The organism is Rathayibacter festucae DSM 15932, from assembly GCF_004011135.1.
Classification (GTDB): domain Bacteria; phylum Actinomycetota; class Actinomycetes; order Actinomycetales; family Microbacteriaceae; genus Rathayibacter; species Rathayibacter festucae.
Genome location: NZ_CP028137.1, coordinates 1161738 through 1183058, shown reverse-complemented (window position 1 = coordinate 1183058; position 21321 = coordinate 1161738). Strand labels below are relative to the sequence as shown.

Genomic DNA, 21321 nt, shown 5'->3' with positions numbered 1-21321 from the left:
GCGCGGGGATCCGCGGAGGCGAGGGGAACCGCACGTCGCAAGGGAGTCACTGGGTGTCGGAAGAGCGCTACGACCTGGTCGTGCTCGGAGGTGGCAGCGGCGGGTACGCGGCGGCTCTGCGCGCGACCCAGCTCGGGATGAGCGTGGCGATCGTCGAGCGCGACAAGCTCGGTGGCACCTGCCTGCACCGCGGCTGCGTCCCGACCAAGGCCCTCCTGCACGCCGCCGAGCTCGCCGACGGCGCCCGCGACGCGCAGAAGTACGGCGTCCTCGCCGGCTTCCAGGGCATCGACGTCCCCGGTGTCACGCGCTACCGCGAGGGCGTCGTCGCCGGCAAGTACAAGGGACTGCAGAGCCTCGTCTCCGCCCGCGGCATCACCGTCGTCTCCGGCGAGGGCCGGCTGACCGGGCCGACGACCGTCACGGTCGGCGAGCACGTGCTGCACGGCGGCTCGATCGTCGTCGCGACCGGCTCCGCCTCGCGCACCCTCCCGGGCATCGAGATCGGCGGCCGCGTGATCACCAGCGATCAGGCCCTCGAGCTCGACCACGTCCCCGAGCGGGTCGTCGTGCTCGGCGGCGGTGTCATCGGCGTCGAGTTCGCCAGCGTCTGGCGCTCCTTCGGTGCCGAGGTGTCGATCGTCGAGGCGCTCCCCCACCTCGTGCCGAACGAGGACGAGAGCGTCAGCAAGCAGTTCGAGCGCGCCTTCCGCAAGCGCGGCATCTCCTTCACCCTCGGCTCGCGCGTCACCGGCGTCGTCCAGACCGACGACGGCGTCTCGGTCTCGCTCGAGAGCGGGGCGAGCGTCGAGGGCGACCTCCTCCTCGTCGCGGTCGGCCGCGGCCCGGTCACCGCGGGGCTCGGCCTCGAGGAGATCGGCGTCACGCTCGACCGCGGCTACGTGATCACCGACGAGCGCCTGCAGACCTCGGTCCCCGGCGTCTACGCCGTCGGCGACATCGTCCCCGGCCTCCAGCTCGCCCACCGCAGCTTCCAGCAGGGGATCTTCGTCGCCGAGGAGATCGCCGGCCTGAAGCCGCAGACGGTGGCCGACCTCAACATCCCGAAGGTCACTTACAGCGACCCCGAGGTGGCGTCCGTCGGTCTGACCGAGGCGCGGGCCGTCGCCGAGTACGGCGCCGACCGCGTCGCGAGCTACGACTACGGTCTCGGCGGCAACGCGAAGAGCACGATCATCGGCACCGCCGGCTCCGTCAAGGTCGTGCGCGTCGTCGACGGGCCCGTCGTCGGCGTGCACATGATCGGCGCCCGCGTCGGCGAGCTGATCGGCGAGGCCCAGCTCATCGTGAACTGGGAGGCGCACCCCGAGGACGTCGCCCCCTTCGTGCACGCGCACCCGACCCAGAACGAGGCGCTCGGCGAGGCGCACCTCGCGCTGGCGGGGAAGCCGCTGCACGCCCTCTAGGACCATCGCGGGACGGCGACCGGCCGTTCCCGCCTCACTAAACTGAAACCACGTACACAAGCGTCTTAAGGAGACAGGCTCATGAGCGAATCCGTCAGCCTCCCGGCACTCGGAGAGAGTGTCACGGAAGGAACGGTCACCCGCTGGCTGAAGAACGTCGGCGACCGCGTCGAGGTCGACGAGCCGCTGCTCGAGGTCTCGACCGACAAGGTCGACACCGAGATCCCTTCGCCCGTCGCCGGTGTCATCGAGGAGATCCTCGTCCAGGAGGACGAGACCGTCGAGGTCGGCGCCGAGCTGGTGCGCATCGGCGACGGCTCCGGAGCCGCGTCCGCGCCCGAGGCCCCCGCCGAGGAGCCGGCCGCCGAGGAGTCGCCCGAGGCCGAGGCCGCCGAGACCGAGCCGACCGACGAGGCCACCCCGTCCGTCGACGCGGAGACCGAGGAGGAGGCTCCGGCCCCCGCCGAGCCCGAGCCGGCCCCCGCCGCCGAGAAGCCCGCCGCTCCGGAGGCGTCCGCCCCCGCTCCGTCGGTCCCGGCTCCCGCCGCCGCCCCGGCCCCCGCTGCCGCCGCCCCCGCGCCGGCCGCGACCCCCGAGCCCACCGACTCGAACCCCGGCTACGTCACCCCGCTGGTGCGCAAGCTCGCCGGCGAGAACGGCATCGACCTCTCCACCCTCACCGGCACCGGTGTCGGCGGGCGCATCCGCAAGCAGGACGTGCTCGACGCCGTCGAGGCCGCCAAGTCGGCTCCCGCCCCGGTCTCGGCTCCGGCCGCCGCCGCTGCGAAGGCCGCTCGCACGCCGCTCGAGACCTCGCCCCTGCGCGGCACGACGCAGCCGATGACCCGCCTGCGCAAGGTGCTCGCGCAGCGCGCCGTCGAGTCGATGCAGTCGACCGCCCAGCTCACCTCGGTCGTCGAGGTCGACGTCACCGCCGTCGCCCGCTTCCGCGACTCGGTCAAGAAGACCTTCAACGAGAAGACCGGCGCCAAGCTGTCCTTCCTGCCGTTCTTCGCCCTCGCGGCCGCCGAGGCCCTCAAGGCCTACCCGGTGATCAACTCGACGCTCGACGGCGACTCGATCGTCTACCCGGACCACGAGAACATCAGCATCGCGGTCGACACCGAGCGCGGACTGCTCACGCCGGTCCTGAAGAACGCGTCGGAGCTCACCCTCGCCCAGATCGCCAGCACCATCGGCGACCTCGCGGAGCGCACCCGCAACAACAAGCTCAAGCCCGACGAGCTGGCCGGCGGCACCTTCACCCTGACGAACACCGGCTCGCGCGGTGCGCTGTTCGACACGCCCGTCGTGTTCCTGCCGCAGACCGCGATCCTCGGCACCGGCATCGTCACGAAGAAGCCTGCCGTCGTGCAGGTCGACGGCAGCGACGCGATCGCGATCCGCTCGACCGTGTTCCTCGCCCTCTCCTACGACCACCGCACGGTCGACGGCGCCGACGCGGCCCGCTTCCTGGTGGCCATCAAGGAGCGCCTCGAGGAGGGCTCGTTCGAGAACGACCTCGGCATCTGACGCCGCCACGCTGACGCGCCGCACTAGCGGCCGCCGTCGGTGAAGACGTCGCGGAGAAGCCATGCGGCCTCCGTCCTGATCATCAGGACGGAGGCCGTCGTCGTTCCCGGATCCGGACCGACGGCGACCACGGCGGAGGCGCCGTTCACGTCCACGCGCACCGCGGTGACGGCGGAGGCCGGCGTGCGGAGCGCGGCGAAGGCGGAGCCCCCGTCGACGCGGATCGGCGAGTCGGGGGTGGTCAGCGCCTCCGCGCAGGCGCTGTCCGAGCCTCCGCAGTGCCGGGCCGCCGCGAGCAGGGCCGTCGCCGCCTCCTCCGCCCCGAGCTCCGCGCCGGGCGGCCGCACCGTCGGTGGCGCGGCGCTCGGCGTCGCCGGTGCCGGTGGCCGTGCCGGCGTCGCCACGGCCGTCACCGGCGGTGGCGGTGTCGGTGTCGCTCCCGCGGTCGCCGGCGCGGTCGCGGCCGCCGGTGCCGGTCTCGTCGGCGCGACAGGACTCGGCGCCGGGGTCCGCGTCGACGGCACCGGCGCCGATGCCCGAGTCGACGCGGCCGTCTCCGCTCCCGTGCTCCGATCGGGGCCGAGACCCGTCATCACCAGCGCGCCGACGAGGACGACGGCCGCGGTCACGAGGGGGCCGCGGCGGCGGACCGCCGCCGTGCGCACCCGATCGCGCCAGCCGTCCAGCGGATGCGTCCGGCGGTGTCGTGCAGGCGGGCTCTCGACGACCCCGGTCGGCCGCTCCCGGCCCGCCGCCGTCTCGGGCCGCTGCGCCGCGCGGAGCGGCAGCGGCGCCGCGGAGCGGTAGAGGAGCGCCTCCAGCGCCGCGAGGTCGTCGTCGTCCCGCGGGCTCCCCCGCCAGGCGGGGCAGCTCCGACGGCAGCGTCCGAGGAGCCCGATCACCGCGGCCACGACCTCGGCCTCGGTCGATCCCGTCGGCGCCTCGGTGAGCAGCAGCACCGGACGCCCCTCCTCCGTCAGCCCGATCGCCTCCGCACCGGGGAGCGGGTGGACTCCCGCGGCCGCCGCGTCCCGCAGGGCGCCGACGACCGGGGCGAGGAGGGTGACGACGACCCCCGGCGGCAGCACCGCACCGGACTCGAGCACCTGCTCGAGGGTCGAGACGACGGCCGGGGTCGTGAGGAGGACGGCTCCGTCGGCGTGCACCCCGACGTCGACGAGGCGCTGCCGATGCTCGTGGGGACCGAGCCGCTCGATCCCCGCCCGCAGCGCGCCCTCCGCCCGCTCCCGCGAGAGCAGAAGAGCGTTCAGGAGCCGGCCGTCGTCGTCGCGGACGACCGGCCCGAGCGCTCCGGAGCCCACCACGGCGTGACCGGCGATCCCCTCGAGCGGCCGTCCGCCGCTCCGTTCGCTGTCGCCGCTCGCTGCCATGCTCCGAGAGTGCCGCTCGAGCCGGCTCGCCGGGGCGGCGGAGGTCTGATCGGTGGACGGATCGGCCGTCCTGTCGCTGGGGAGGAGGGGAGGTCCGGCGGATCCACTCGGATCGGTCTCCCCCACCGGGTCGGCTCGGTATCCTGGAGCAATGGCACGCAGCACGGAACCGTCGACGAAGGCGGTCAAGGAACCAGGACGTCTCAAGCAGATGTGGCAGGTGTTCCAGATGACCCGCCGCTACGACAGCAGCGCGGTCTGGATCATCCTGCTGGCGCTGCTGGTCCCGATCCTGATCGGGATCCTCCTCGGTGTCCTCCTCGGCGACGGCAACGGCTTCGTCATCGCGCTCTGGATCGTCGTCGGAGTGATGGCCGGACTCGTCGCCGGCCTCGCTGTCCTCTCCCGCCGCGCCGAGCGCGCCGCCTACGGGCAGATCGCCGGGCAGCCGGGCGCCGTGGGCGCCGTCCTGCGCAGCGGTCTCCGCGGCACCTGGACCGGCGGCGAGATGCCGGTCGCCGTCAACGGCAAGACGCAGGACGCGGTCTACCGCGCCGTCGGCCGCGGCGGTGTCGTGCTGATCGCGGAGGGGCCGACCGGCCGCACCAAGCGCATGCTCGAGGACGAGCGCCGCAAGGTGACCCGCATCCTCCCCAACGTCCCCGTCACCTTCGTGAACGTCGGCCCCGACGAGGGCGCCGTCCCGCTGCACAAGGTCCCCCGGGCCCTCGCGAAGACGAAGAAGGTGCTGACCAAGGCGGAGGTGCTCGCCGTCAAGAACCGCCTCGCCTCGCTGAACACCTCGCTGCCGATCCCCAAGGGCGTCGACCCCTTCAAGGTGCGGCCGCAGCGCTCCCGCTGACGCGCGGGACGAGCACACGAACGGGCCGGTCGGGATCACTCCCGCCGGCCCGTTCGTCGTTCCCGGACGACGGCCCGATCAATAGCGGACGAGCACCGTGCCGGCGACCTTGTCGTGGAAGCCGCGCTGGTCCGAGTCCCAGACGAGGGCGGGGACGAGCACGGCGAGGAGCACCGACCGCACCAGCGGACGCCAGACGCCGACCCAGCCGCCGCCGAGGCGGACGACGCGCAGACCCAGCAGCCGGTGGCCGATGCTCCCGCCGATGGTCGGGATGAAGACCGCCTGCAGCACCACGAAGAGGACGATGCTCGCCCAGCGGTCGTAGCCGAAGAAGACGAAGGACAGCAGCGCGACGATCGCGAAGTCGACGGCGAGGGCGGCGAAGCGGCGACCGGGCCGGGCGATCGACATCCGGCCGGTCTCGGGGAGCCCGAGCCGCTCCCCCGGCCGCGTGCTCGGGGCGACGTCGGCGAAGGTCCTGCGCTCGGGTGCTGGCATCCTCCGATGGTACCCGCGCAGCCCGCGCGCCCGCCGGGAGCGGAGGCCGGCGGCGACCCGCTCGGCGGGACCCCGTGTAACACGCCCGAAACACGAGGGACACGGCGGGGTAACCGCCGGTGACTACTGTGGAACGGCTGCGTCTGCAGCCACCCGTTACGCCATTGGAGACCTTTGCATGTTTAAAGATTCTTCCGAGGTGCTCAAGTTCATCAAGGACACGGACGTCAAGTTCCTCGACATCCGGTTCACCGATCTCCCCGGTGTCCAGCAGCACTTCAACATCCCCGCCTCGACGGTCGACGAGGAGTTCTTCTCCGTCGGCCAGCTCTTCGACGGGTCCTCGATCCGCGGATTCGCGAACATCCACGAATCGGACATGCAGCTGATCCCTGACGTGACCACCGCCTACGTGGACCCGTTCCGCGTCGAGCGCACGCTGATCATCGTCTTCGACATCTACAACCCGCGCAACGGCGAGATCTACTCGAAGGACCCGCGTCAGGTCGCCAAGAAGGCCGAGAAGTACCTCGCGTCGACCGGCATCGCCGACACCGCGTTCTTCGCCCCCGAGGCCGAGTTCTACATCTTCGACGACGTGCGCTACGAGGTCACCCAGAACTCCGCGTTCCACTCCGTCGACTCCGTCGAGGGCGCCTGGAACTCGGGCCGCGTCGAAGAGGGCGGCAACCTCGGCAACAAGACCCCCTACAAGGGCGGCTACTTCCCGGTCAGCCCGGTCGACAAGCAGGCCGACCTCCGCGACGACATCTGCCTCAAGCTGATCGACGCCGGCCTCATCCTCGAGCGCTCGCACCACGAGGTGGGCACCGGCGGCCAGGCGGAGATCAACTACCGCTTCGACACGATGGTCCACTCCGCGGACGACATCCTGAAGTTCAAGTACATCGTCAAGAACACGGCCGAGCAGTGGGGCAAGACGGCCACGTTCATGCCGAAGCCCCTCTTCGGCGACAACGGCTCGGGCATGCACACCCACCAGTCGCTCTGGAACGACGGCAAGCCCCTGTTCTACGACGAGAACGGCTACGGCGGACTCTCCGACGTCGCGCGCTGGTACATCGGCGGCCTGCTCAAGCACGCCCCCGCCGTCCTCGCGTTCACGAACCCGACGGTCAACTCGTACCACCGCCTGATCCCGGGCTTCGAGGCGCCGGTCAACCTGGTCTACTCGGCCGGCAACCGCTCCGCGTCGATCCGCATCCCGATCACCGGCACGAACCCGAAGGCCAAGCGCATCGAGTTCCGCGCGCCCGACGCCTCGGGCAACCCGTACCTCGCGTTCGCCGCGCAGCTGATGGCGGGCCTCGACGGCATCAAGAACCGCATCGAGCCGCACGAGCCCGTCGACAAGGACCTGTACGAGCTGCCCCCGGAGGAGGCCAAGCTCATCCCGCAGGTCCCCGCCTCGCTCGAGGAGGCCCTCGCCGCCCTCGAGGCCGACCACGACTTCCTGCTCCAGGGCGGCGTGTTCACCCAGGAGCTCATCGAGACCTGGATCGACTACAAGCGCGAGAAGGAGATCAAGCCCCTCGCGCAGCGCCCGCACCCCTTCGAGTTCGAGCTGTACTACGGCGTCTGATCCGACGCACCGCAGGGCTCGCGCACTGCACGAAGGGCCGTTCCTCTCCGGAGGAGCGGCCCTTCCGCGTTCCCGGCCCGTTCCGCGGGCGTCAGCGGTAGGTGGGCGCGTCGACCTCGACCGGGCCGTAGAAGCGGCGCTCGAAGACGGCGCGGGCCCGGCGGGTGACGCCGAGGTAGTCGTCCTCGAGCTGCGTGGCCGAATCGGCGGGGTACTCCAGGAGCCGCGCCACGCCGTCCAGCTGGCGGCGGTCGGCCGGCAGCACGTCGGCGGTGCGGTCGGTGAACAGGGTCATCGCCGAGCGCACCCGCGACGCGAGGAGCCAGGCCGCGCGCAGGCGCTCGGCGTCGGGCGGCGAGATCAGCTCCGCCTCCTCCGCCACGCTCAGCGCGGTCAGCGTCGAGGTGGTCCGCAGCGCGGGGATCGTCCGCGCGTGCTGGAGCTGCAGCAGCTGCACCAGCCACTCGACGTCGCTCAGCGAGCCGCGGCCGAGCTTGAGGTGGCGCTTCGGGTCGGCGCCCTGCGGCAGCCGCTCGCTCTCGACGCGGGCCTTGATCCGCTTCACCTCGCGGATGTCGCGGTCCGAGATCGCCGCGGGGTAGCGGACGCCGTCGGCCAGCTCCTCGAAGGCGGCGATCAGCGCCGCATCGCCGGCCACCCCTCGAGCGCGCAGCAGTGCCTGCGCCTCCCACGTCAGAGACCAGCGAGCGTAGTAGGCGCGGTAGGAGTCGAGGGAGCGCACCAGCGGACCGTTCTTGCCCTCGGGGCGCAGATCGGCGTCGAGGTCGAGCGGCAGGCGCGAGTCCTCGGTGAGGCGGACGAGCTCGGCGACCAGGAACTGCGCGTAGAGCTGCGCCTCATGCGGGTCCGCCTCGCCCGGTCGCTGCACGTACATCACGTCCGCGTCGGAGCCGAAGCCCAGCTCCGCTCCCCCGTAGCGCCCCATGCCGATCACGGCGAACTCCGCGGCGGATCCGCGGCGACCGGTGCTCGAGCGGCGGACGGCCGCGAGCACGCCGCCCAGGAGCGCGGAGATGATGTCGGAGAGGCTCGTCGCGATCTCCTCGATGGTGCTGAGGCCGAGGACGCCGCCCATCGCGGTGCGGAGCACCTCCCGGCGGCGCATGCCCCGCAGCGCCGTGGCGACGGCCTCGGGGGTGTCGTGGCGCGCGAGGACCGCGCGAACCTCCTCGGCCAGCCCCTCGGCACTGCGCGGCCGCAGCGCGTCGTCGTCCTCGAGCCAGGCCGCCGACTCCGGGATGCGGTCGAGGAGCTCGCCGACGAAGCGCGAGCCGGAGAGGACCGTCGTCAGGCGCTTCGCGGCCCCGGAGGAGTCGCGCAGCATCCGGAGGAACCAGGGCGTGCCGCCGAGGGTGTCGCTGAGGCGCCGGAAGGCGAGGAGCCCGTAGTCGGGGTCCGCGCCGTCCGCGAACCACTGCAGCATCACGGGGACGAGGTGGCGCTGGATGCTCGCGCGCCGCGAGACGCCCGAGGTCATCGCGGCGATGTGGCCGAGGGCGCCTCGCGCGTCGGCGAAGCCGATGGCCGCCAGCCGGGCCTCGGCCTGACCGGTCGACAGCTCGATCCCGCCGTCGGGCAGCGCCGCCACCGCGGAGAGCAGCGGGCGGTAGAACAGCCGCTCGTGCAGCCCGCGCACCCGGTGCTTGATGGAGTTCCAGACGACCAGCAGCTCCTCGGCGCTGCGGGCGAGTCCGCTCGCCCGCGCCAGGGTCCGCAGCTCGTGCTCGTCCCGCGGCATCAGATGGGTGCGCCGGAGCCGCCGCAGCTGGAGCCGGTGCTCGAGCAGGCGCAGCGCCCGGTAGTCCTGCGCGAACTCCTCCGCCGCCGCGCGGCCGATGTAGCCGCGGTCGGCGAGAGCACCGAGGGCCAGCAGCGTGCCGGGCATGTGGATCTCGTCGTCGGTCTGGCCGTGCACGAGCTGGAGCAGCTGGACCGTGAACTCGATGTCGCGCAGCCCGCCCGGCCCGAGCTTGATCTGGTAATGCACGTCGTTCTGGGGGATGTTCTCGGTGACGCGCTCGCGCATCCGCTGCACCGACTCGACGAAGTTCTCCCGCGACGCGCTCGACCAGACCTTCGGCGCGACGGCGTCGACGTAGGCGCGGCCGAGCTCGAGGTCGCCCGCGAGCGGGCGGGCCTTCAGCAGGGCCTGGAACTCCCAGCTCTTCGCCCAGCGGTCGTAGTAGGTGATGTGCGACTCCAGGGTCCGCACGAGCGCGCCCTGCTTGCCCTCCGGCCGCAGGTTGGGGTCGACCTCCCAGAGCTCCGGCTCGAGCGCGAGCGCGGAGGTGCCGCGCATCAGCAGGACGGCGAGCCGGGTCGCGATGTCGATCGCGCGGGCGTTCGAGAGACCGCGCTCAGGGTCGCCCTCGGCCACGAAGATGACGTCGACGTCGCTGACGTAGTTGAGCTCGGAGGCGCCGGCCTTGCCCATCCCGATGACCGCGAAACGGGTCGCCACGACCTCCTCGCGGGAGAAGCGACCGGGACCGGACCCCGCGATCAGGTCGGCTCGCGCCACCGCGAGCGACGCCTCCAGGGCCGCCCCCGCCAGGTCGGCGAGGGTCCGGGCGACCCTATCGATCGCCGCGACAGGATCCGCCTGGCCGAGATCGTGCACGACGACGCGTGTGAGCAGTCGGCGGTAGCGGACCCGCAGGGCCGTCCAGCCGTCCTCCTCGTGCAGCGCCGCGACGCCGTCGACGGCGCCGACCGAGTCGAGCAGCTCCTGCTTGAGCTCACCGCGACCCGGAAGAACGCGGACCGGCTCGAGGAAGCCGGCGAGCTCGTCGGGCCGGCGCTGCAGGAAGTCCGCGAGACCGGAGGACGCCCCCAGCACGAGCAGCAGGCGCGTGATCGCGGCGTCGTCCGCGAGGACGGCGTCCATCCGGTTGCGGTGGCTGCGCAGCAGATCGAGCAGCGCGCCGAGCGCCGCATCCGGATCGGCCACCGACGCGAACGCCGGGACGACCGACTCGAGCGACCGGCCCGCGAGCTCCTCCGCCTCCGCGAGCCGTGCCCCGGTCTCGCCGAGGGCGGCGAAACCGAGGCGGGCGACCTCGCTCAGCGTGCGTTCGCGGGGCATGGCGGGAGGGGTCAGAGCATCTCGAGGTTGCTGCGCAGCTCGTACGGGGTGACCTGGGCGCGGTACTCGGCCCAGTCCTTCCGCTTGTTGAGCAGCACGAAGTTGAACACCTGCTCGCCGAGGGTCTCGGCGACGAGCTCCGACTCCTCCATCAGCGAGATCGCGCGGTCGAGGCTCGCCGGCAGCGGGCTGTAGCCCAGGGCGCGGCGCTCGGCGTCCGACAGCGTCCAGACGTTGTCCTCGGCCTCGGCGGGGAGCTCGTAGCCCTCCTCGATGCCCTTGAGTCCCGCGGCCAGCAGCAGCGAGTAGGCGAGGTAGGGGTTGGCTGCCGAGTCGAGCGCGCGGTACTCGATGCGCGAGGACTGGCCCTTGTTGGGCTTGTACAGTGGCACGCGGACGAGCGCGGAGCGGTTGTTGTGGCCCCAGGACACGTAGCTGGGCGCCTCGTCGCCGCCCCAGAGGCGCTTGTACGAGTTGACGAACTGGTTCGTCACCGCGGTGATCTCGGGGGCGTGCTTGAGCAGACCGGCGATGAACTGGCGGCCGAGCTTGGACAGCTGGTACTGCGCGCCCTGCTCGTAGAACACGTTCATGTCGCCCTCGAAGAGCGAGAGGTGCGTGTGCATGCCCGAGCCGGGGTGGCCGGAGAGCGGCTTGGGCATGAAGGTCGCGTAGACGCCCTGCTCGATCGCCACCTCCTTGATGACCGTGCGGAAGGTCATGATGTTGTCGGCCGTGGTCAGCGCGTCCGCGTAGCGGAGGTCGATCTCGTTCTGGCCGGGTCCCGCCTCGTGGTGGCTGAACTCGACCGAGATGCCGAGGTCCTCGAGCATGCGGACCGAGCGGCGGCGGAAGTCGTGCGCCGTGCCGCCGGGGACGTTGTCGAAGTAGCCGGCGGAGTCGACGGGCTCCGGCCCCTCGGCGCCGAACGTCGACGACTTCAGCAGGTAGAACTCGATCTCGGGATGCGTGTAGAACGTGAAGCCGCGCTCGGCCGCCTTCGCGAGCGTGCGCTTGAGCACGTTCCGCGGGTCGGCGACGGCGGGCTGGCCGTCGGGAGTGGTGATGTCGCAGAACATCCGCGCCGTCGGATCGATCTCGCCGCGCCACGGCAGGATCTGGAAGGTCGACGGGTCCGGGTGCGCGAGGACGTCGGCCTCGAACGAGCGGGTGAGTCCCTCGATGGCCGAGCCGTCGAAGCCGAGACCCTCGGCGAACGCCCCCTCGACCTCGGCCGGAGCGATCGCGACCGACTTGAGCGTGCCGACGACGTCCGTGAACCAGAGGCGAACGAATTTGATCCCTCGCTCTTCAATGGTGCGAAGAACGAAGTCCCGTTGCTTGTCCATCAAGGCCCTTCCTGTTTCGCTCCCAGGCTAGTGGCTCCGCCCCTCCCCTGCTGGGCGCCCGGCCGTTCCCCGCGGAGCCCCGACAGGGCGCGGATAGACTCGACCGCATGTCAGCGCAGCCCGTGAAACGCGTGAGAACCCGCCACTTCCAGACCGCGAAGGACTCGGGGGTGCGGATCACCGGGCTCACCAGCTACGACGTGCTCACGGCCCGCATCTTCGACCAGGCGGGCATCGACTTCCTGCTCGTGGGCGACTCCGCCGGCAACACGGTGCTGGGCTACGACACGACCCTGCCGGTCACCGTGGACGAGCTGATCCCGCTGGCCCGGGCCGTCGCGGGCGCCGTCGAGCGCGCGTTCGTCGTCGCCGACCTGCCCTTCGGCTCCTACGAGTCGGGCGCGGACGACGCGCTGCACACCGCCTTCCGCTTCATGAAGGAGACGCACGCGCACGCCGTGAAGCTCGAGGGCGGCGTCCGCTCCGCGGAGCAGATCCGGCGGATCGTCGAGGCCGGCATCCCGGTGATGGCGCACATCGGCTTCACCCCGCAGAGCGAGCACGGCCTCGGCGGGCACATGATCCAGGGCCGCGGCGAGGGGATCGAGCAGCTGCTCGCCGACGCCCGCGCCGTCCAGGACGCCGGCGCGTTCGCCGTCGTGCTCGAGATGGTGCCGAGCGAGGCCGCCCGCCGGGTCACCGAGGAGCTGAGCATCCCGACGATCGGCGTCGGTGCCGGCCCGCACGTGGACGGTCAGCTGCTGGTGTGGACGGACTTCGCCGGGCTGACCACCGGCCGCGTGCCGCGCTTCGTCAAGCAGTACGCCGACCTGCGTGGTGTCCTCACCGGCGCGGTGACCGCGTTCCGCGAGGACGTCGAGGCCGGCGCGTACCCCGGAGCCGAGCACAGCTACGAGTAGCGGGGCGCGACGCGGTTCAGCGCGGGATCAGCGATCCTCCGCGTCCTCCTCGTCCCAGCGGCGGGTGTTCTCGCGCATCTTCTCGAGGGCGTGGGACGCCTCCTCGCGGGACGAGTAGGGGCCCGCGCGGTCGACGGACGGGGACTGGAAGCCCTGCTCCACCGCACCGGACTTGAGGTTGTACCACCAGCTGTTCGCATCACCGTCAGACATGTCGCGATCCTACGCCGGGGCCGGTCGCCGGTCGCTCCCCCTCGCGCCTCGCTAGCATGGCCGGTATGACTGCTGCTGCGACCGCGATCGGAATCGACATCGGAGGGACCGGCATCAAGGGGGCGTACGTCGACCTCGGCGAGGGCGCCCTCCTCAGCGACCGGATGAAGGTCGCCACTCCCGAGGGCGGACGCCCGAAGGACATCGTCGCCACGGTGCAGCAGATCCTGGGCATGCTCCCGGACGCACCGGCCGACACCCCCGTGGGGATCTGCTTCCCGGCCGCCGTGGTGCACGGGCGCACCATGTCCGCCGCGAACGTCTCGGACGAGTGGATCGGCCTCGAGGCCGAGAAGATGTTCGAGGACGCCATCGGCCGCGACATCTTCTTCGTGAACGACGCCGACGCCGCCGGGTACGCCGAATCGCGCTTCGGCGCGGCGAAGGACAAGAAGGGCCTGGTCCTGATGACCACGCTCGGCACCGGCATCGGCACCGCGCAGATCTACGACGGCGTCCTCATCCCCAACGCCGAGCTCGGCCACCTCGAGATCCACGGCGGCGACTACGAGAAGAAGGCGTCCTTCGCCGCGAAGGAGCGGGACGACCTGGACTACAAGCACTGGGCCAAGCGCCTGCAGCGCTACTACTCCCACCTCGAGGCGCTCCTCTGGCCGGACCTGATCATCGTCGGCGGTGGCATCTCCAAGCACCACGAGGAGTTCCTGCCCCTGCTCGACCTGCGCACCCCGATCGTGCCGGCCGCCCTGCGCAACAACGCGGGCATCCTCGGCGCCGCGGCCCTGGCAGGCGGCGGCGTCCGCCGCTGAGGCGGTGTCCTCTCCCGCGGCGGTCCCCGCCCGCCGCGGCGCAGTCGGCCTCGACAGGTGGCTGCGTTCCGCAGGGCGTGTCGCCTTCGGCTACGACGAAACGCTGGCACGCGTTTCGCCGGTGAGCCTCGCTTCGCGAGAGCCGTCTGCAGGGCCGGCGCCTCTGACGCCCGCCCCCTCCATGCTGGTCGAGTAGCCGCGCAGCGGCGTATCGAGACCCACGTCACCGAACGGTGGCCACACGCCCGCGTCCAGCCGGGGCGGATCTCGATACGCCCTCTCCGAGGGCTACTCGATCAGCATGAGTGCGGCGCTCCCTCCGGCATGAGTGCGGCGCCCCCTCCGGCATGAGTGCGGCGCCCCCTCCCGAGTGAGTAGCGCGGCACCCCGTCCCGCCTACACAAGGCCGCCTCCCTCTTGCTGGTCGAGTAGCCGCGCAGCGGCGTATCGAGACCCACATCACCGAACGGCGGCCCCAAGCACTCGTCCAGCAGGGGCGGATCTCGATACGCCCTCTGCGAGGGCTACTCGATCAGCCTGCGCGCGAGGACGGCGCTCGTCAGGAGCATGCGGAAGCAACGCCGAGGCGAGCCGGAGAAACGCGTGCCAGCGTTTCTCCGGAGCCGGACGCGAGACGCTCTGCGGAACGCGACCACGCACCCGGGCCGACCGCGGCGCGGCGGGCGGGGACCGCCGCGCAAAGGGGCGCAGCCGGCCACGAGACGCGAAAGGCCCCGCGGTGCGGGGCCTTTCGTGGCGAAGGGGCAGGCTAATACGCCGGGTTCTGTTCACGCCGCGCCTCTCGGCGGGCGCTGGACGGCCATCTCTCTCGGGGGCACGTCGCCGTGACCCTCCAGCGGTCTACCCGAGGACCCGACGAGCAGCCGCATCGTCCTCTGTCTGACCTTGCTCCGGGCGAGGTTTACCGAGCGGACCGGATCACTCCGGCCCCTGGTGGTCTCTTACACCACCGTTTCACCCTTACCGCGGACCGGGGCCCGTGGCGGTCTGTTCTCTGTGGCACTGTCTCGCGGGTCGCCCCGGGTGGGTGTTACCCACCGCCCTGCTCTGCGGAGCCCGGACGTTCCTCGGCGCCGGAGCTCTCACCCCGGCGACGCGACCGTCTTGCCGGCCCGTTCGCGCGTCCAGTGTACGGGCCGGGTCAGGCGAGCGTCGACTCGTCGCCACGGACGAGGATGCAGCCGCTGTCGGGGCAGAGCACGACCTGATCGGGCGCGGTGGTGCGGATCCAGGCGAGGTCGGACTCGGTGAGAGCGACGCCGCTCCCCTCCGACACCTTGCCGCGCAGGAGCGCCGCGCCGACGCCGTAGCGGGCGCGCTGCTTCTCGTAGAGCTCCACCAGGTCGGCCGGGATCCTCTCGACGAGCGAGGCGCGGTCACGGGCGAGCGCCTCCTGCTTGCCGGCGAGCTTCTCCGCCTGGGCGTCGCGCTCCTCGGCGAGGGTCGCGATGCCGGCGACGACCTCGTCGCGCTCGGCCTGGGCGGCGGCGACCTCGGCCTCGATGCCCTCGATCCGCTCCATCAGCGTCAGCTCGATGTCCTCGAGGTCGCCGCGGCGCTTGACCAGCGAGGTGATCTCTCCCTCGAGTGCGGCGATGTCCTTCGCGGACGAGGCGGTCTGCAGGCGGTCGCGGTCGCGGGCGAGGCGCTTGTCGACGACCTCGACGTCGGACTCGATGCGGCCGAGCTCGGTGCGGGCGTCCTCCAGCCGGCCGTTGCGCTCCGCGAGGGTGCGGCGGGTCTCGTTGTCGCGGGTCTGCATCGCCTTGATCGCCGCGATCTGCGGCAGGGTGGCGACGGCGTGACGGAGCTGGTTGCCCCTCGTGTCGAGACTCTGCAGAGTCAGGAGCTCTCGCTGGTCGGCGGGGCTGGCAATCACGTCGCGGTCCTCGTTCCCGGCACGGAGGGTGGGCGTGCCGGCTCCATTCTCGCGCGCTCGCGGAGCGTCAGTGGACGATCGCGAAATCCCAGGGGTCGGTGCGGGTCTCGCTGACGTCGACGACGACCCCGGGAAGCGCGGTGCGAAGAGCGGTCGCGGCGACGTCGAGCCAGAGCCACTCGCTCGCCCAGTGCGAGACGTCGAGGAGCGCCGGGCCGGTGCCGTGGCGGGCCTTCTCGCGCGCCTCCGACGCCGGGTGGTGCCGGAGGTCGGCCGTGATGTAGACGTCGCTCGTGCGGACGGCGGGGCTGTCGAGGAGGGAGTCCCCGGCTCCGCCGCAGAGCGAGACCCGGCGGACGGGCGCCTCGTAGTCACCGGCGGCACGGACTCCCCCGGCGGTCGCGGGCAGCAGCTCGGCCACGGCGCGGGCCAGGCGGCCGAGCGTGACCTCCTCGGCGAGGTCGCCGACGCGACCGAGGCCGACCGACGGGTCCTCGCCGGGGACCAGCGGCGTCGTGCCGGTGAGTCCGAGCCGCGTCGCGATCACGTCGGAGACGCCGTCCGCGACGATGTCCGCGTTGGTGTGCGCGGAGACGAGCGCGCAGCCGTGCCGGATCAGCTCAGCGAGCAGGCGGCCCTTGTAGCCGTCCTCCGCGATCGAGGTGACCCCGCGGAGCAGGAGCGGGTGGTGGGCCAGGAGGAGCTGGTAGCCGCCGTCGACGGCCTCGGAGACGGTGTCGGCGACGACGTCGACCGCGAGGAGGATCCGCTCGACCTGCGCGGCCGGGTCACCGGTGACGAGACCGGGAGCGTCCCAGTCCTCCGCGGCCCCCTCGGGCCAGAGACGGTCGATGACGGCGTGGACGTCGCGCAGCGTGGGCATGCGTCCAGGGTAGGGCCGCCGCTCCCCCGCCGGAGTGCACCTCAGTGCGCGTGGTCGGTCTCGACGGCGCGGATGGCGGCGTCGGAGCTGCCGACCTCGTCGTCGAGGTCCGCGGCGAGGAAGTCCTCCGACTCCGGGAGGCGCACGGTGAGCCCGGCGTACTGCTCGACCGCCAGCTCGCCGCTCAGCCCGGACGCTGCGAGGACGTGGCCGCCGACGGAGCCGCTCGAGTCGACGAAGTGGGTGTGCAGCCCGGCGACGCTGATCCCCTGGAACGGCTTGGGGCCGTAGAAGCCGACGATCGTGCCCTCGACGTCGCTCAGGTGCACCTCGCGCTGGTCGCGCATCGCGTCCGCCAGGCGGAGGTACGGCTTCACCTGGGCGATCGGCTGCCGCAGCGTCAGGTGCTCGACGCGGCCGCGGAGACGGACGCCGACGAACACGTTCGGGCTCGGCACGGTCCGCCGCACCGCCGTCAGCAGGGCGTCGAGCGACGGCACCGCCTCGACCGTCTCCGTGCTGTCCGGAGCGAACCGGGCCAGCTCGGCGAAGGCGATCGTGTCCTCCGGCTCGAGGACGACGACCGAGCCGTCGCCGCGGAACAGCCGGTGCACGCCGTCGAGCACGACCAGCTCGCCCTCCATGTGGTCGCCGCAGCCCAGTCCGAAGTCGCCGGCCTCGTCCGCCTCGGCGCGCGTGACGACGCCGTCGAACAGACCCGCCAGCAGTGCGTCGACGATGGAGAACTGGGTGATGAGGCCGCGCGGCGCGGTCGGAGTCGGCATCCCGCCATTCTGGCGGAGCACTCAGCTCTCCAGCGCCAGCCGGTACCGCTCGCGCGAAGTGCGGAAAGAGAGAAGCCCCGCGCTTCCGGAGAAGTGCGGGGCTCTCTGTCTTGCTGTGGATCCGAGGGGATTCGAACCCCTGACCCCCTGCATGCCATGCAGGTGCGCTACCAGCTGCGCCACGGACCCTTGGTGCGCTTCTCGGACTCGAGGTACCGGCCTTGCGGCCCGCTCCTCCGCCCGGCGGAAGCAACTCGAATAAACTACAACACGAAATGCCTGGAGTGAAATCGAGCGGCGACGCCGGGCGTGTTCCTCAGTTCGAGGAGGCTGCGGAGTCGGCGGGGACGGCGTTCGCCACCGTGATCGGGACGACCGGGCAGTCCTTCCAGAGGCGCTCCAGCGAGTAGTACATCCGGTCCTCCTCGTGGAAGACGTGGACGACGAGGTCGCCGAAGTCGAGCAAGATCCAGCGGCCCTCGGCGCGGCCCTCGCGGCGCAGGAGCTTGGCTCCGGACTCGTTGAGGCGGTCCTCCACCGCGTTGGCGATGGCGACGACGTTGCGCTCGGAGCGCCCCGTCACCAGGAAGAAGATGTCGACGAGCGGCAGCGGTCCCGAGACGTCTAGTGCGACGAGGTCCTCCCCGCCCTTGGAGTCGGCGGCGGTGGCCGCGAGGTCGAGCAGGGCGCGGGCGGAAGCGGTCGCAGTCATGAAGCCTTCAGTGTCGGTGGTGGATCAGAAGATGTTGAGGACGAAGCCGCCGATGAACAGCGCGATCGAGGCGACCAGCAGCACGGCGGCGGTGATGGCCAGCACGACGGGGACGCTGACGGCGCGGCGCTTCTGCGGGGCGATCATCGCGGTGCCCGCGGCGTGCGTGGAGACGGCGCTCGACGCCCGGACGGGCTCCGAGTCGGAGGCGGGCTGCTCGCGGTCGATGCGGTCGACGTAGCGGTCGACATCAGGCGAGTCGTAGAGGTTGGGGTGCTGACCGGTGGAGCCGAGGCTGCGCGGCAGGTCGAAGGAGCCCGTGACGAGCACCTCCCCCGTGTCCGTGCGGACCGGAGACGCGTCGCCCGCGGTCGGCAGGATCAGGGCGTTCGTCGTGGTGACGGCGCCCGTCGCGGCGACTCCGCTCGCGATGAGGGAGTCGAAGGAGGCGTCGACCTCCTCCTTGGACTTGCTGTCGAGCTCGTCGGTGATGGCCAGGTGCTCGATCGGCGGGTGGAAGCTGCCGGTGATCTCGGTGGCCTTCTCGTCCGCGATGTCGAGCGTGCCGACGGTGGCGAAGAGGGCGGTGTTCAGCTTGGGCTGCTCGGGCTCGTCGACCGGCTGCTCGGACTCGTCGGCCGGCTGCTCGGCAGCGGACGTCTCGGCAGCGGGCTCCTCGGGAGCGGACTCCTCGGGAGCGGACTCCTCGACGGGGGCGTCGGGCTCGGCCTTCGCCGGATCCTGCGCGGCGTCGGCGGGCGCGGCCTCGGGGGTCGCGGCGACCTGCTCCGCCTGCTGCTGGGCGAGCAGCGCGCGGAGCTCGCGGCGGGTGAGCGTGCTGCGGTCGACGCCCTCGGGCAGCACGACCTCGATCGCGGAGGTGCTCAGCTCGGGCTCGACGGCGGGGGTCGGCGCGACGACGGGGACGCGCAGGGCCTGGGTCGCGGTGAGGACGGGCATCTCGCCCGCGGCGGTGACGGACGCGGTCGCGGCGCGGCGGGAGGTCGTCGGTGCGGCGGCGGGCGCGGCGCCGGCCGCGGCTCGCTCGCGCTCGCGGATCTCGCGCCGGGTGAGCGGCGCGCCCTCGTGCTGAACTGTCATGGCGTGCTCCGATACAGGTGGTGCTTCGAGATGTACTGGACGACACCGTCGGGAACCAGATACCAGACCGGATCACCCCGGTTCACGCGGCTCCGACAGTCCGTCGAGGAAATCGCTAGCGCCGGAATTTCCAACAAGGATACGTCCTGAGCCGGCAATCCCGAAACGGACAGGGCGTGACCCGGCCGGCTGACGGCGACGAAGTGCGCCAGCTCCCAGAGCTCGTCGTAGTCCTTCCAGCTCAGGATCTGCTCGACGGCGTCGGCTCCCGTGATGAAGAACAGCTCGGCGTCGGGGTGCGCGAGGTGGATGTCGCGGAGCGTGTCGATGGTGTACGTCGTGCCGACGCGGTCGATGTCGACGCGGCTGACGGTGAAGCGCGGGTTGGACGCGGTCGCGATGACCGTCATCAGATAGCGGTGCTCCGGCGGCGTGACCGTCTTCTTGTGCCACGGCCGGCCGGTCGGCACGAAGACGACCTCGTCGAGGTCGAAGGACTGCGCCACCTCGGAGGCGGCGACGAGGTGCCCGTGATGGATCGGGTCGAAGGTGCCACCCATCACGCCGATGCGCGGACGCCGCGGGTCTCCGCTCGCGGCGGACGTCACGATCGGAGGGCCGCCGGACTAGTGGCCGTGGCCGTGGGAGTCGTGCGAGCCGGCACCGGTCTTGTGCGAGTGGCGGTTGGCGACGTCGCGGTAGCTCCACGTGACGAAGCCGAGCGCGGTGAAGGCGACGACGGCGATCAGCCCGTAGACGATGGTCGGCATCGGCAGCTCGGTGTGCGCTGCTTCAGCGAGGACGGTCGTCACGAGGGACATGCGGTGCTCCTTGGAATCGGGATCGCCCACTCAGGGCGTCGTCGAGTCTACCCGGACACCGCCGCGAGCCGGGTGCGGCGCTACGAGCGGACCTGACCGGACCCGCGCAGCAGCCACTTCGTGCTCGTCAGCTCGGGCAGTCCCATCGGGCCGCGGGCGTGCAGCTTCTGCGTCGAGATGCCGACCTCCGCTCCGAAGCCGAACTCGCCGCCGTCGGTGAAGCGGGTGGACGCGTTCACCATCACCACCGCGGAGTCGACCTCGGCGAGGAAGCGCTCGGCGCTGCGCAGGTCGTTCGTGACGATCGACTCGGTGTGGTGGGTGGAGTAGCGGGCGATGTGGTCCATCGCCGCGTCGAGATCGTCGACGACGGCGACCGCGATGTCGAGAGAGTAGTACTCGGCCGTCCAGTCCTCCTCGGTCGCGGGCACCGCATCGGCGATGATCGCGCGGACCCGCTCGTCGCCGTGCACGGTCACTCCGGCGGCGGCGAGGCGGCCGAGGACGGGCGGCAGGAGGCGATCGGCGGCGTCGCGGTGCACGAGCAGCGTCTCGAGCGCGTTGCAGGTGCTCGGGCGCTGGGTCTTGGCGTTGTGCACGATGTCGACGGCCCACTGCTCGTCGGCGCTGGCGTCGAGGAAGACGTGCACCACTCCGGCGCCCGTCTCGATCACCGGCACGGTCGACTCGGTCACGACCGACTCGATCAGGCCGGCGCTGCCGCGGGGCACGAGCACGTCGACGTAGCCGCGGGCGCGCATCAGAGCCTTGGCGCCCTCGCGGCCGAAGTCGTCGACCGTCTGGATCAGCTCGGCGGGCAGGCCGACGGAGGCGACCGCCTCCTGCAGCAGCTCGACGAGGACGCGGTTGGTGTTCTCGGCCGCGCTGCCGCCGCGGAGGATCACGGCGTTGCCGCTCTTCAGCGCGAGGGCGGCGATGTCGATCGTGACATTGGGGCGCGCCTCGTAGATGGCGCCGACGACGCCGAAGGGCACGCGCACCTGGGTGAGCGAGGCGCCGTTGGGCAGGTTCGAGCCGCGGACCGTCTGGCCCACCGGGTCGACGAGACCGGCGACCGCGACCACGGCGTCCGCGAGGGAGCCGAGGCGCGCCTCGTCGAGGCGGAGGCGGTCCTGCAGACCGGTGCTCATGCCGTTCTCCCGGCCGTTCGCGAGGTCGAGCTCGTTGGCCGGGACGATCCGCTCGACGGACCCGCGGACGGCGTCGGCGATCGCGAGCAGGGCGCGGTTCTTGAGGTCGGTCGTCGCGCTGCGCAGCGACCGCGAGGCCGTGCGGGAGGCGGCGAACCGCTCGGTCAGGACGGAGCTGTCGAGGGTCGTCTGCGGCATCCGGCCAGTGTATTCGCCGACGGCCCCTCGCCGAG

Annotated in this window: 19 protein-coding genes, 1 tRNA gene and 1 other RNA gene; 6 read left to right on the top strand and 15 right to left on the bottom strand. The window is 71.9% G+C overall.

From position 1 onward, the window contains the following. Positions 1-53: 53 nt before the first annotated feature. Both lpdA and sucB read left to right on the top strand, forming a co-directional pair. Complete coding sequence (gene lpdA / locus C1I64_RS05595) at positions 54-1427, top strand: dihydrolipoyl dehydrogenase (protein ID WP_127886481.1); 1374 nt, start codon at positions 54-56, stop codon at positions 1425-1427. 81 nt (positions 1428-1508) lie between these two features. Then, the gene (gene sucB / locus C1I64_RS05590) at positions 1509-2960 is read left to right on the top strand and encodes a 2-oxoglutarate dehydrogenase, E2 component, dihydrolipoamide succinyltransferase (RefSeq protein WP_127886480.1); all 1452 of its coding nucleotides are present in this window, start codon (positions 1509-1511) and stop codon (positions 2958-2960) included. 23 nt (positions 2961-2983) lie between these two features. Here the strand turns inward: sucB and C1I64_RS05585 are convergent, their stop codons facing one another. Further along, on the bottom strand, positions 2984-4351 hold the full coding sequence (locus C1I64_RS05585; RefSeq protein ID WP_127886479.1) for a hypothetical protein: 1368 nt from the start codon (positions 4349-4351) through the stop codon (positions 2984-2986). 151 nt (positions 4352-4502) lie between these two features. Here C1I64_RS05585 and C1I64_RS05580 point away from each other — a divergent pair, with 151 nt between their 5' ends. Beyond that, positions 4503-5213 carry a DUF4191 domain-containing protein gene (locus C1I64_RS05580; protein ID WP_123445841.1) on the top strand — a complete coding sequence of 237 codons (711 nt, stop codon included), beginning with the start codon at positions 4503-4505 and terminating at the stop codon, positions 5211-5213. A gap of 78 nt (positions 5214-5291) precedes the next feature. Here C1I64_RS05580 and C1I64_RS05575 read toward each other — a convergent pair whose 3' ends face one another. Further along, complete coding sequence (locus C1I64_RS05575) at positions 5292-5714, bottom strand: RDD family protein (protein WP_123703545.1); 423 nt, start codon at positions 5712-5714, stop codon at positions 5292-5294. Between the two features lie 178 nt (positions 5715-5892). Here C1I64_RS05575 and glnA point away from each other — a divergent pair, with 178 nt between their 5' ends. After that, a complete protein-coding gene (gene glnA / locus C1I64_RS05570) occupies positions 5893-7317 on the top strand; it encodes a type I glutamate--ammonia ligase (protein ID WP_123445839.1) in 1425 nt (474 codons plus the stop codon). Positions 7318-7408: 91 nt separating this feature from the next. Here glnA and C1I64_RS05565 read toward each other — a convergent pair whose 3' ends face one another. Beyond that, complete coding sequence (locus C1I64_RS05565) at positions 7409-10423, bottom strand: bifunctional [glutamine synthetase] adenylyltransferase/[glutamine synthetase]-adenylyl-L-tyrosine phosphorylase (RefSeq protein WP_127886478.1); 3015 nt, start codon at positions 10421-10423, stop codon at positions 7409-7411. A gap of 11 nt (positions 10424-10434) precedes the next feature. Further along, entirely contained in the window at positions 10435-11772 is a 1338-nt protein-coding gene (locus tag C1I64_RS05560) for a glutamine synthetase family protein (RefSeq protein ID WP_123445837.1), read from the bottom strand. A 107-nt stretch (positions 11773-11879) separates the two neighbouring features. Here C1I64_RS05560 and panB point away from each other — a divergent pair, with 107 nt between their 5' ends. Beyond that, positions 11880-12692 (top strand): 3-methyl-2-oxobutanoate hydroxymethyltransferase, encoded by an 813-nt coding sequence (gene panB, locus C1I64_RS05555; RefSeq protein WP_123445836.1) that lies wholly within the window; start codon positions 11880-11882, stop codon positions 12690-12692. Between the two features lie 27 nt (positions 12693-12719). On the opposite strand, the gene C1I64_RS05550 is transcribed toward panB, so the two are convergent. After that, positions 12720-12905, bottom strand: coding sequence for an SPOR domain-containing protein (locus tag C1I64_RS05550; protein WP_123445835.1), 186 nt, complete (start codon positions 12903-12905; stop codon positions 12720-12722). 65 nt (positions 12906-12970) lie between these two features. On the opposite strand from C1I64_RS05550, the gene ppgK reads away from it, so the two are divergent. Further along, positions 12971-13735 (top strand): polyphosphate--glucose phosphotransferase, encoded by a 765-nt coding sequence (gene ppgK / locus C1I64_RS05545; protein ID WP_123703533.1) that lies wholly within the window; start codon positions 12971-12973, stop codon positions 13733-13735. A gap of 757 nt (positions 13736-14492) precedes the next feature. Here the strand turns inward: ppgK and rnpB are convergent. The 10 genes from rnpB to C1I64_RS05495 form a co-directional block, all read right to left on the bottom strand. After that, an RNA gene (rnpB, locus tag C1I64_RS05540) (RNase P RNA component class A) lies at positions 14493-14871 on the bottom strand. A 26-nt stretch (positions 14872-14897) separates the two neighbouring features. Further along, complete coding sequence (locus tag C1I64_RS05535) at positions 14898-15635, bottom strand: zinc ribbon domain-containing protein (RefSeq protein ID WP_127886477.1); 738 nt, start codon at positions 15633-15635, stop codon at positions 14898-14900. Between the two features lie 67 nt (positions 15636-15702). Then, positions 15703-16518: a Nif3-like dinuclear metal center hexameric protein gene (locus C1I64_RS05530; RefSeq protein ID WP_123445832.1), complete on the bottom strand. Its 816-nt coding sequence runs from the start codon at positions 16516-16518 to the stop codon at positions 15703-15705. 41 nt (positions 16519-16559) lie between these two features. Beyond that, positions 16560-17303: an acetolactate decarboxylase gene (locus C1I64_RS05525; protein WP_127886476.1), complete on the bottom strand. Its 744-nt coding sequence runs from the start codon at positions 17301-17303 to the stop codon at positions 16560-16562. Positions 17304-17419: 116 nt separating this feature from the next. Continuing rightward, positions 17420-17492 (bottom strand) — tRNA-Ala (locus C1I64_RS05520). Positions 17493-17619: 127 nt separating this feature from the next. After that, positions 17620-18015 carry a ribosome silencing factor gene (rsfS, locus tag C1I64_RS05515; RefSeq protein ID WP_127886475.1) on the bottom strand — a complete coding sequence of 132 codons (396 nt, stop codon included), beginning with the start codon at positions 18013-18015 and terminating at the stop codon, positions 17620-17622. A 24-nt stretch (positions 18016-18039) separates the two neighbouring features. Then, positions 18040-19116 carry a hypothetical protein gene (locus tag C1I64_RS05510; RefSeq protein ID WP_127886474.1) on the bottom strand — a complete coding sequence of 359 codons (1077 nt, stop codon included), beginning with the start codon at positions 19114-19116 and terminating at the stop codon, positions 18040-18042. Further along, positions 19113-19724 (bottom strand): nicotinate-nucleotide adenylyltransferase, encoded by a 612-nt coding sequence (nadD, locus tag C1I64_RS05505; protein WP_123445827.1) that lies wholly within the window; start codon positions 19722-19724, stop codon positions 19113-19115. Before nadD ends, C1I64_RS05510 begins: the two co-directional genes overlap by 4 nt. Positions 19725-19742: 18 nt before the next feature. Further along, complete coding sequence (locus C1I64_RS05500) at positions 19743-19937, bottom strand: hypothetical protein (RefSeq protein ID WP_123445826.1); 195 nt, start codon at positions 19935-19937, stop codon at positions 19743-19745. Between the two features lie 80 nt (positions 19938-20017). Further along, entirely contained in the window at positions 20018-21286 is a 1269-nt protein-coding gene (locus tag C1I64_RS05495) for a glutamate-5-semialdehyde dehydrogenase (protein ID WP_127886473.1), read from the bottom strand. Between the last annotated feature and the right edge of the window lie 35 nt (positions 21287-21321).

Coding starts and splice junctions, on each gene's coding strand:
- C1I64_RS05550 (WP_123445835.1), bottom strand. CDS start 12,905: ATGTCTGACGGTGATGCGAACAGCTGGTGGTACAACCTCAAGTCCGGT.
- C1I64_RS05560 (WP_123445837.1), bottom strand. CDS start 11,772: ATGGACAAGCAACGGGACTTCGTTCTTCGCACCATTGAAGAGCGAGGG.
- C1I64_RS05500 (WP_123445826.1), bottom strand. CDS start 19,937: ATGTCCCTCGTGACGACCGTCCTCGCTGAAGCAGCGCACACCGAGCTG.
- panB (WP_123445836.1), top strand. CDS start 11,880: ATGTCAGCGCAGCCCGTGAAACGCGTGAGAACCCGCCACTTCCAGACC.
- C1I64_RS05580 (WP_123445841.1), top strand. CDS start 4,503: ATGGCACGCAGCACGGAACCGTCGACGAAGGCGGTCAAGGAACCAGGA.
- C1I64_RS05575 (WP_123703545.1), bottom strand. CDS start 5,714: ATGCCAGCACCCGAGCGCAGGACCTTCGCCGACGTCGCCCCGAGCACG.
- C1I64_RS05565 (WP_127886478.1), bottom strand. CDS start 10,423: ATGCCCCGCGAACGCACGCTGAGCGAGGTCGCCCGCCTCGGTTTCGCC.
- C1I64_RS05585 (WP_127886479.1), bottom strand. CDS start 4,351: ATGGCAGCGAGCGGCGACAGCGAACGGAGCGGCGGACGGCCGCTCGAG.
- C1I64_RS05525 (WP_127886476.1), bottom strand. CDS start 17,303: ATGCCGACTCCGACCGCGCCGCGCGGCCTCATCACCCAGTTCTCCATC.
- rsfS (WP_127886475.1), bottom strand. CDS start 18,015: ATGACTGCGACCGCTTCCGCCCGCGCCCTGCTCGACCTCGCGGCCACC.
- C1I64_RS05495 (WP_127886473.1), bottom strand. CDS start 21,286: ATGCCGCAGACGACCCTCGACAGCTCCGTCCTGACCGAGCGGTTCGCC.
- C1I64_RS05510 (WP_127886474.1), bottom strand. CDS start 19,116: ATGACAGTTCAGCACGAGGGCGCGCCGCTCACCCGGCGCGAGATCCGC.
- ppgK (WP_123703533.1), top strand. CDS start 12,971: ATGACTGCTGCTGCGACCGCGATCGGAATCGACATCGGAGGGACCGGC.
- glnA (WP_123445839.1), top strand. CDS start 5,893: ATGTTTAAAGATTCTTCCGAGGTGCTCAAGTTCATCAAGGACACGGAC.
- sucB (WP_127886480.1), top strand. CDS start 1,509: ATGAGCGAATCCGTCAGCCTCCCGGCACTCGGAGAGAGTGTCACGGAA.
- C1I64_RS05530 (WP_123445832.1), bottom strand. CDS start 16,518: ATGCCCACGCTGCGCGACGTCCACGCCGTCATCGACCGTCTCTGGCCC.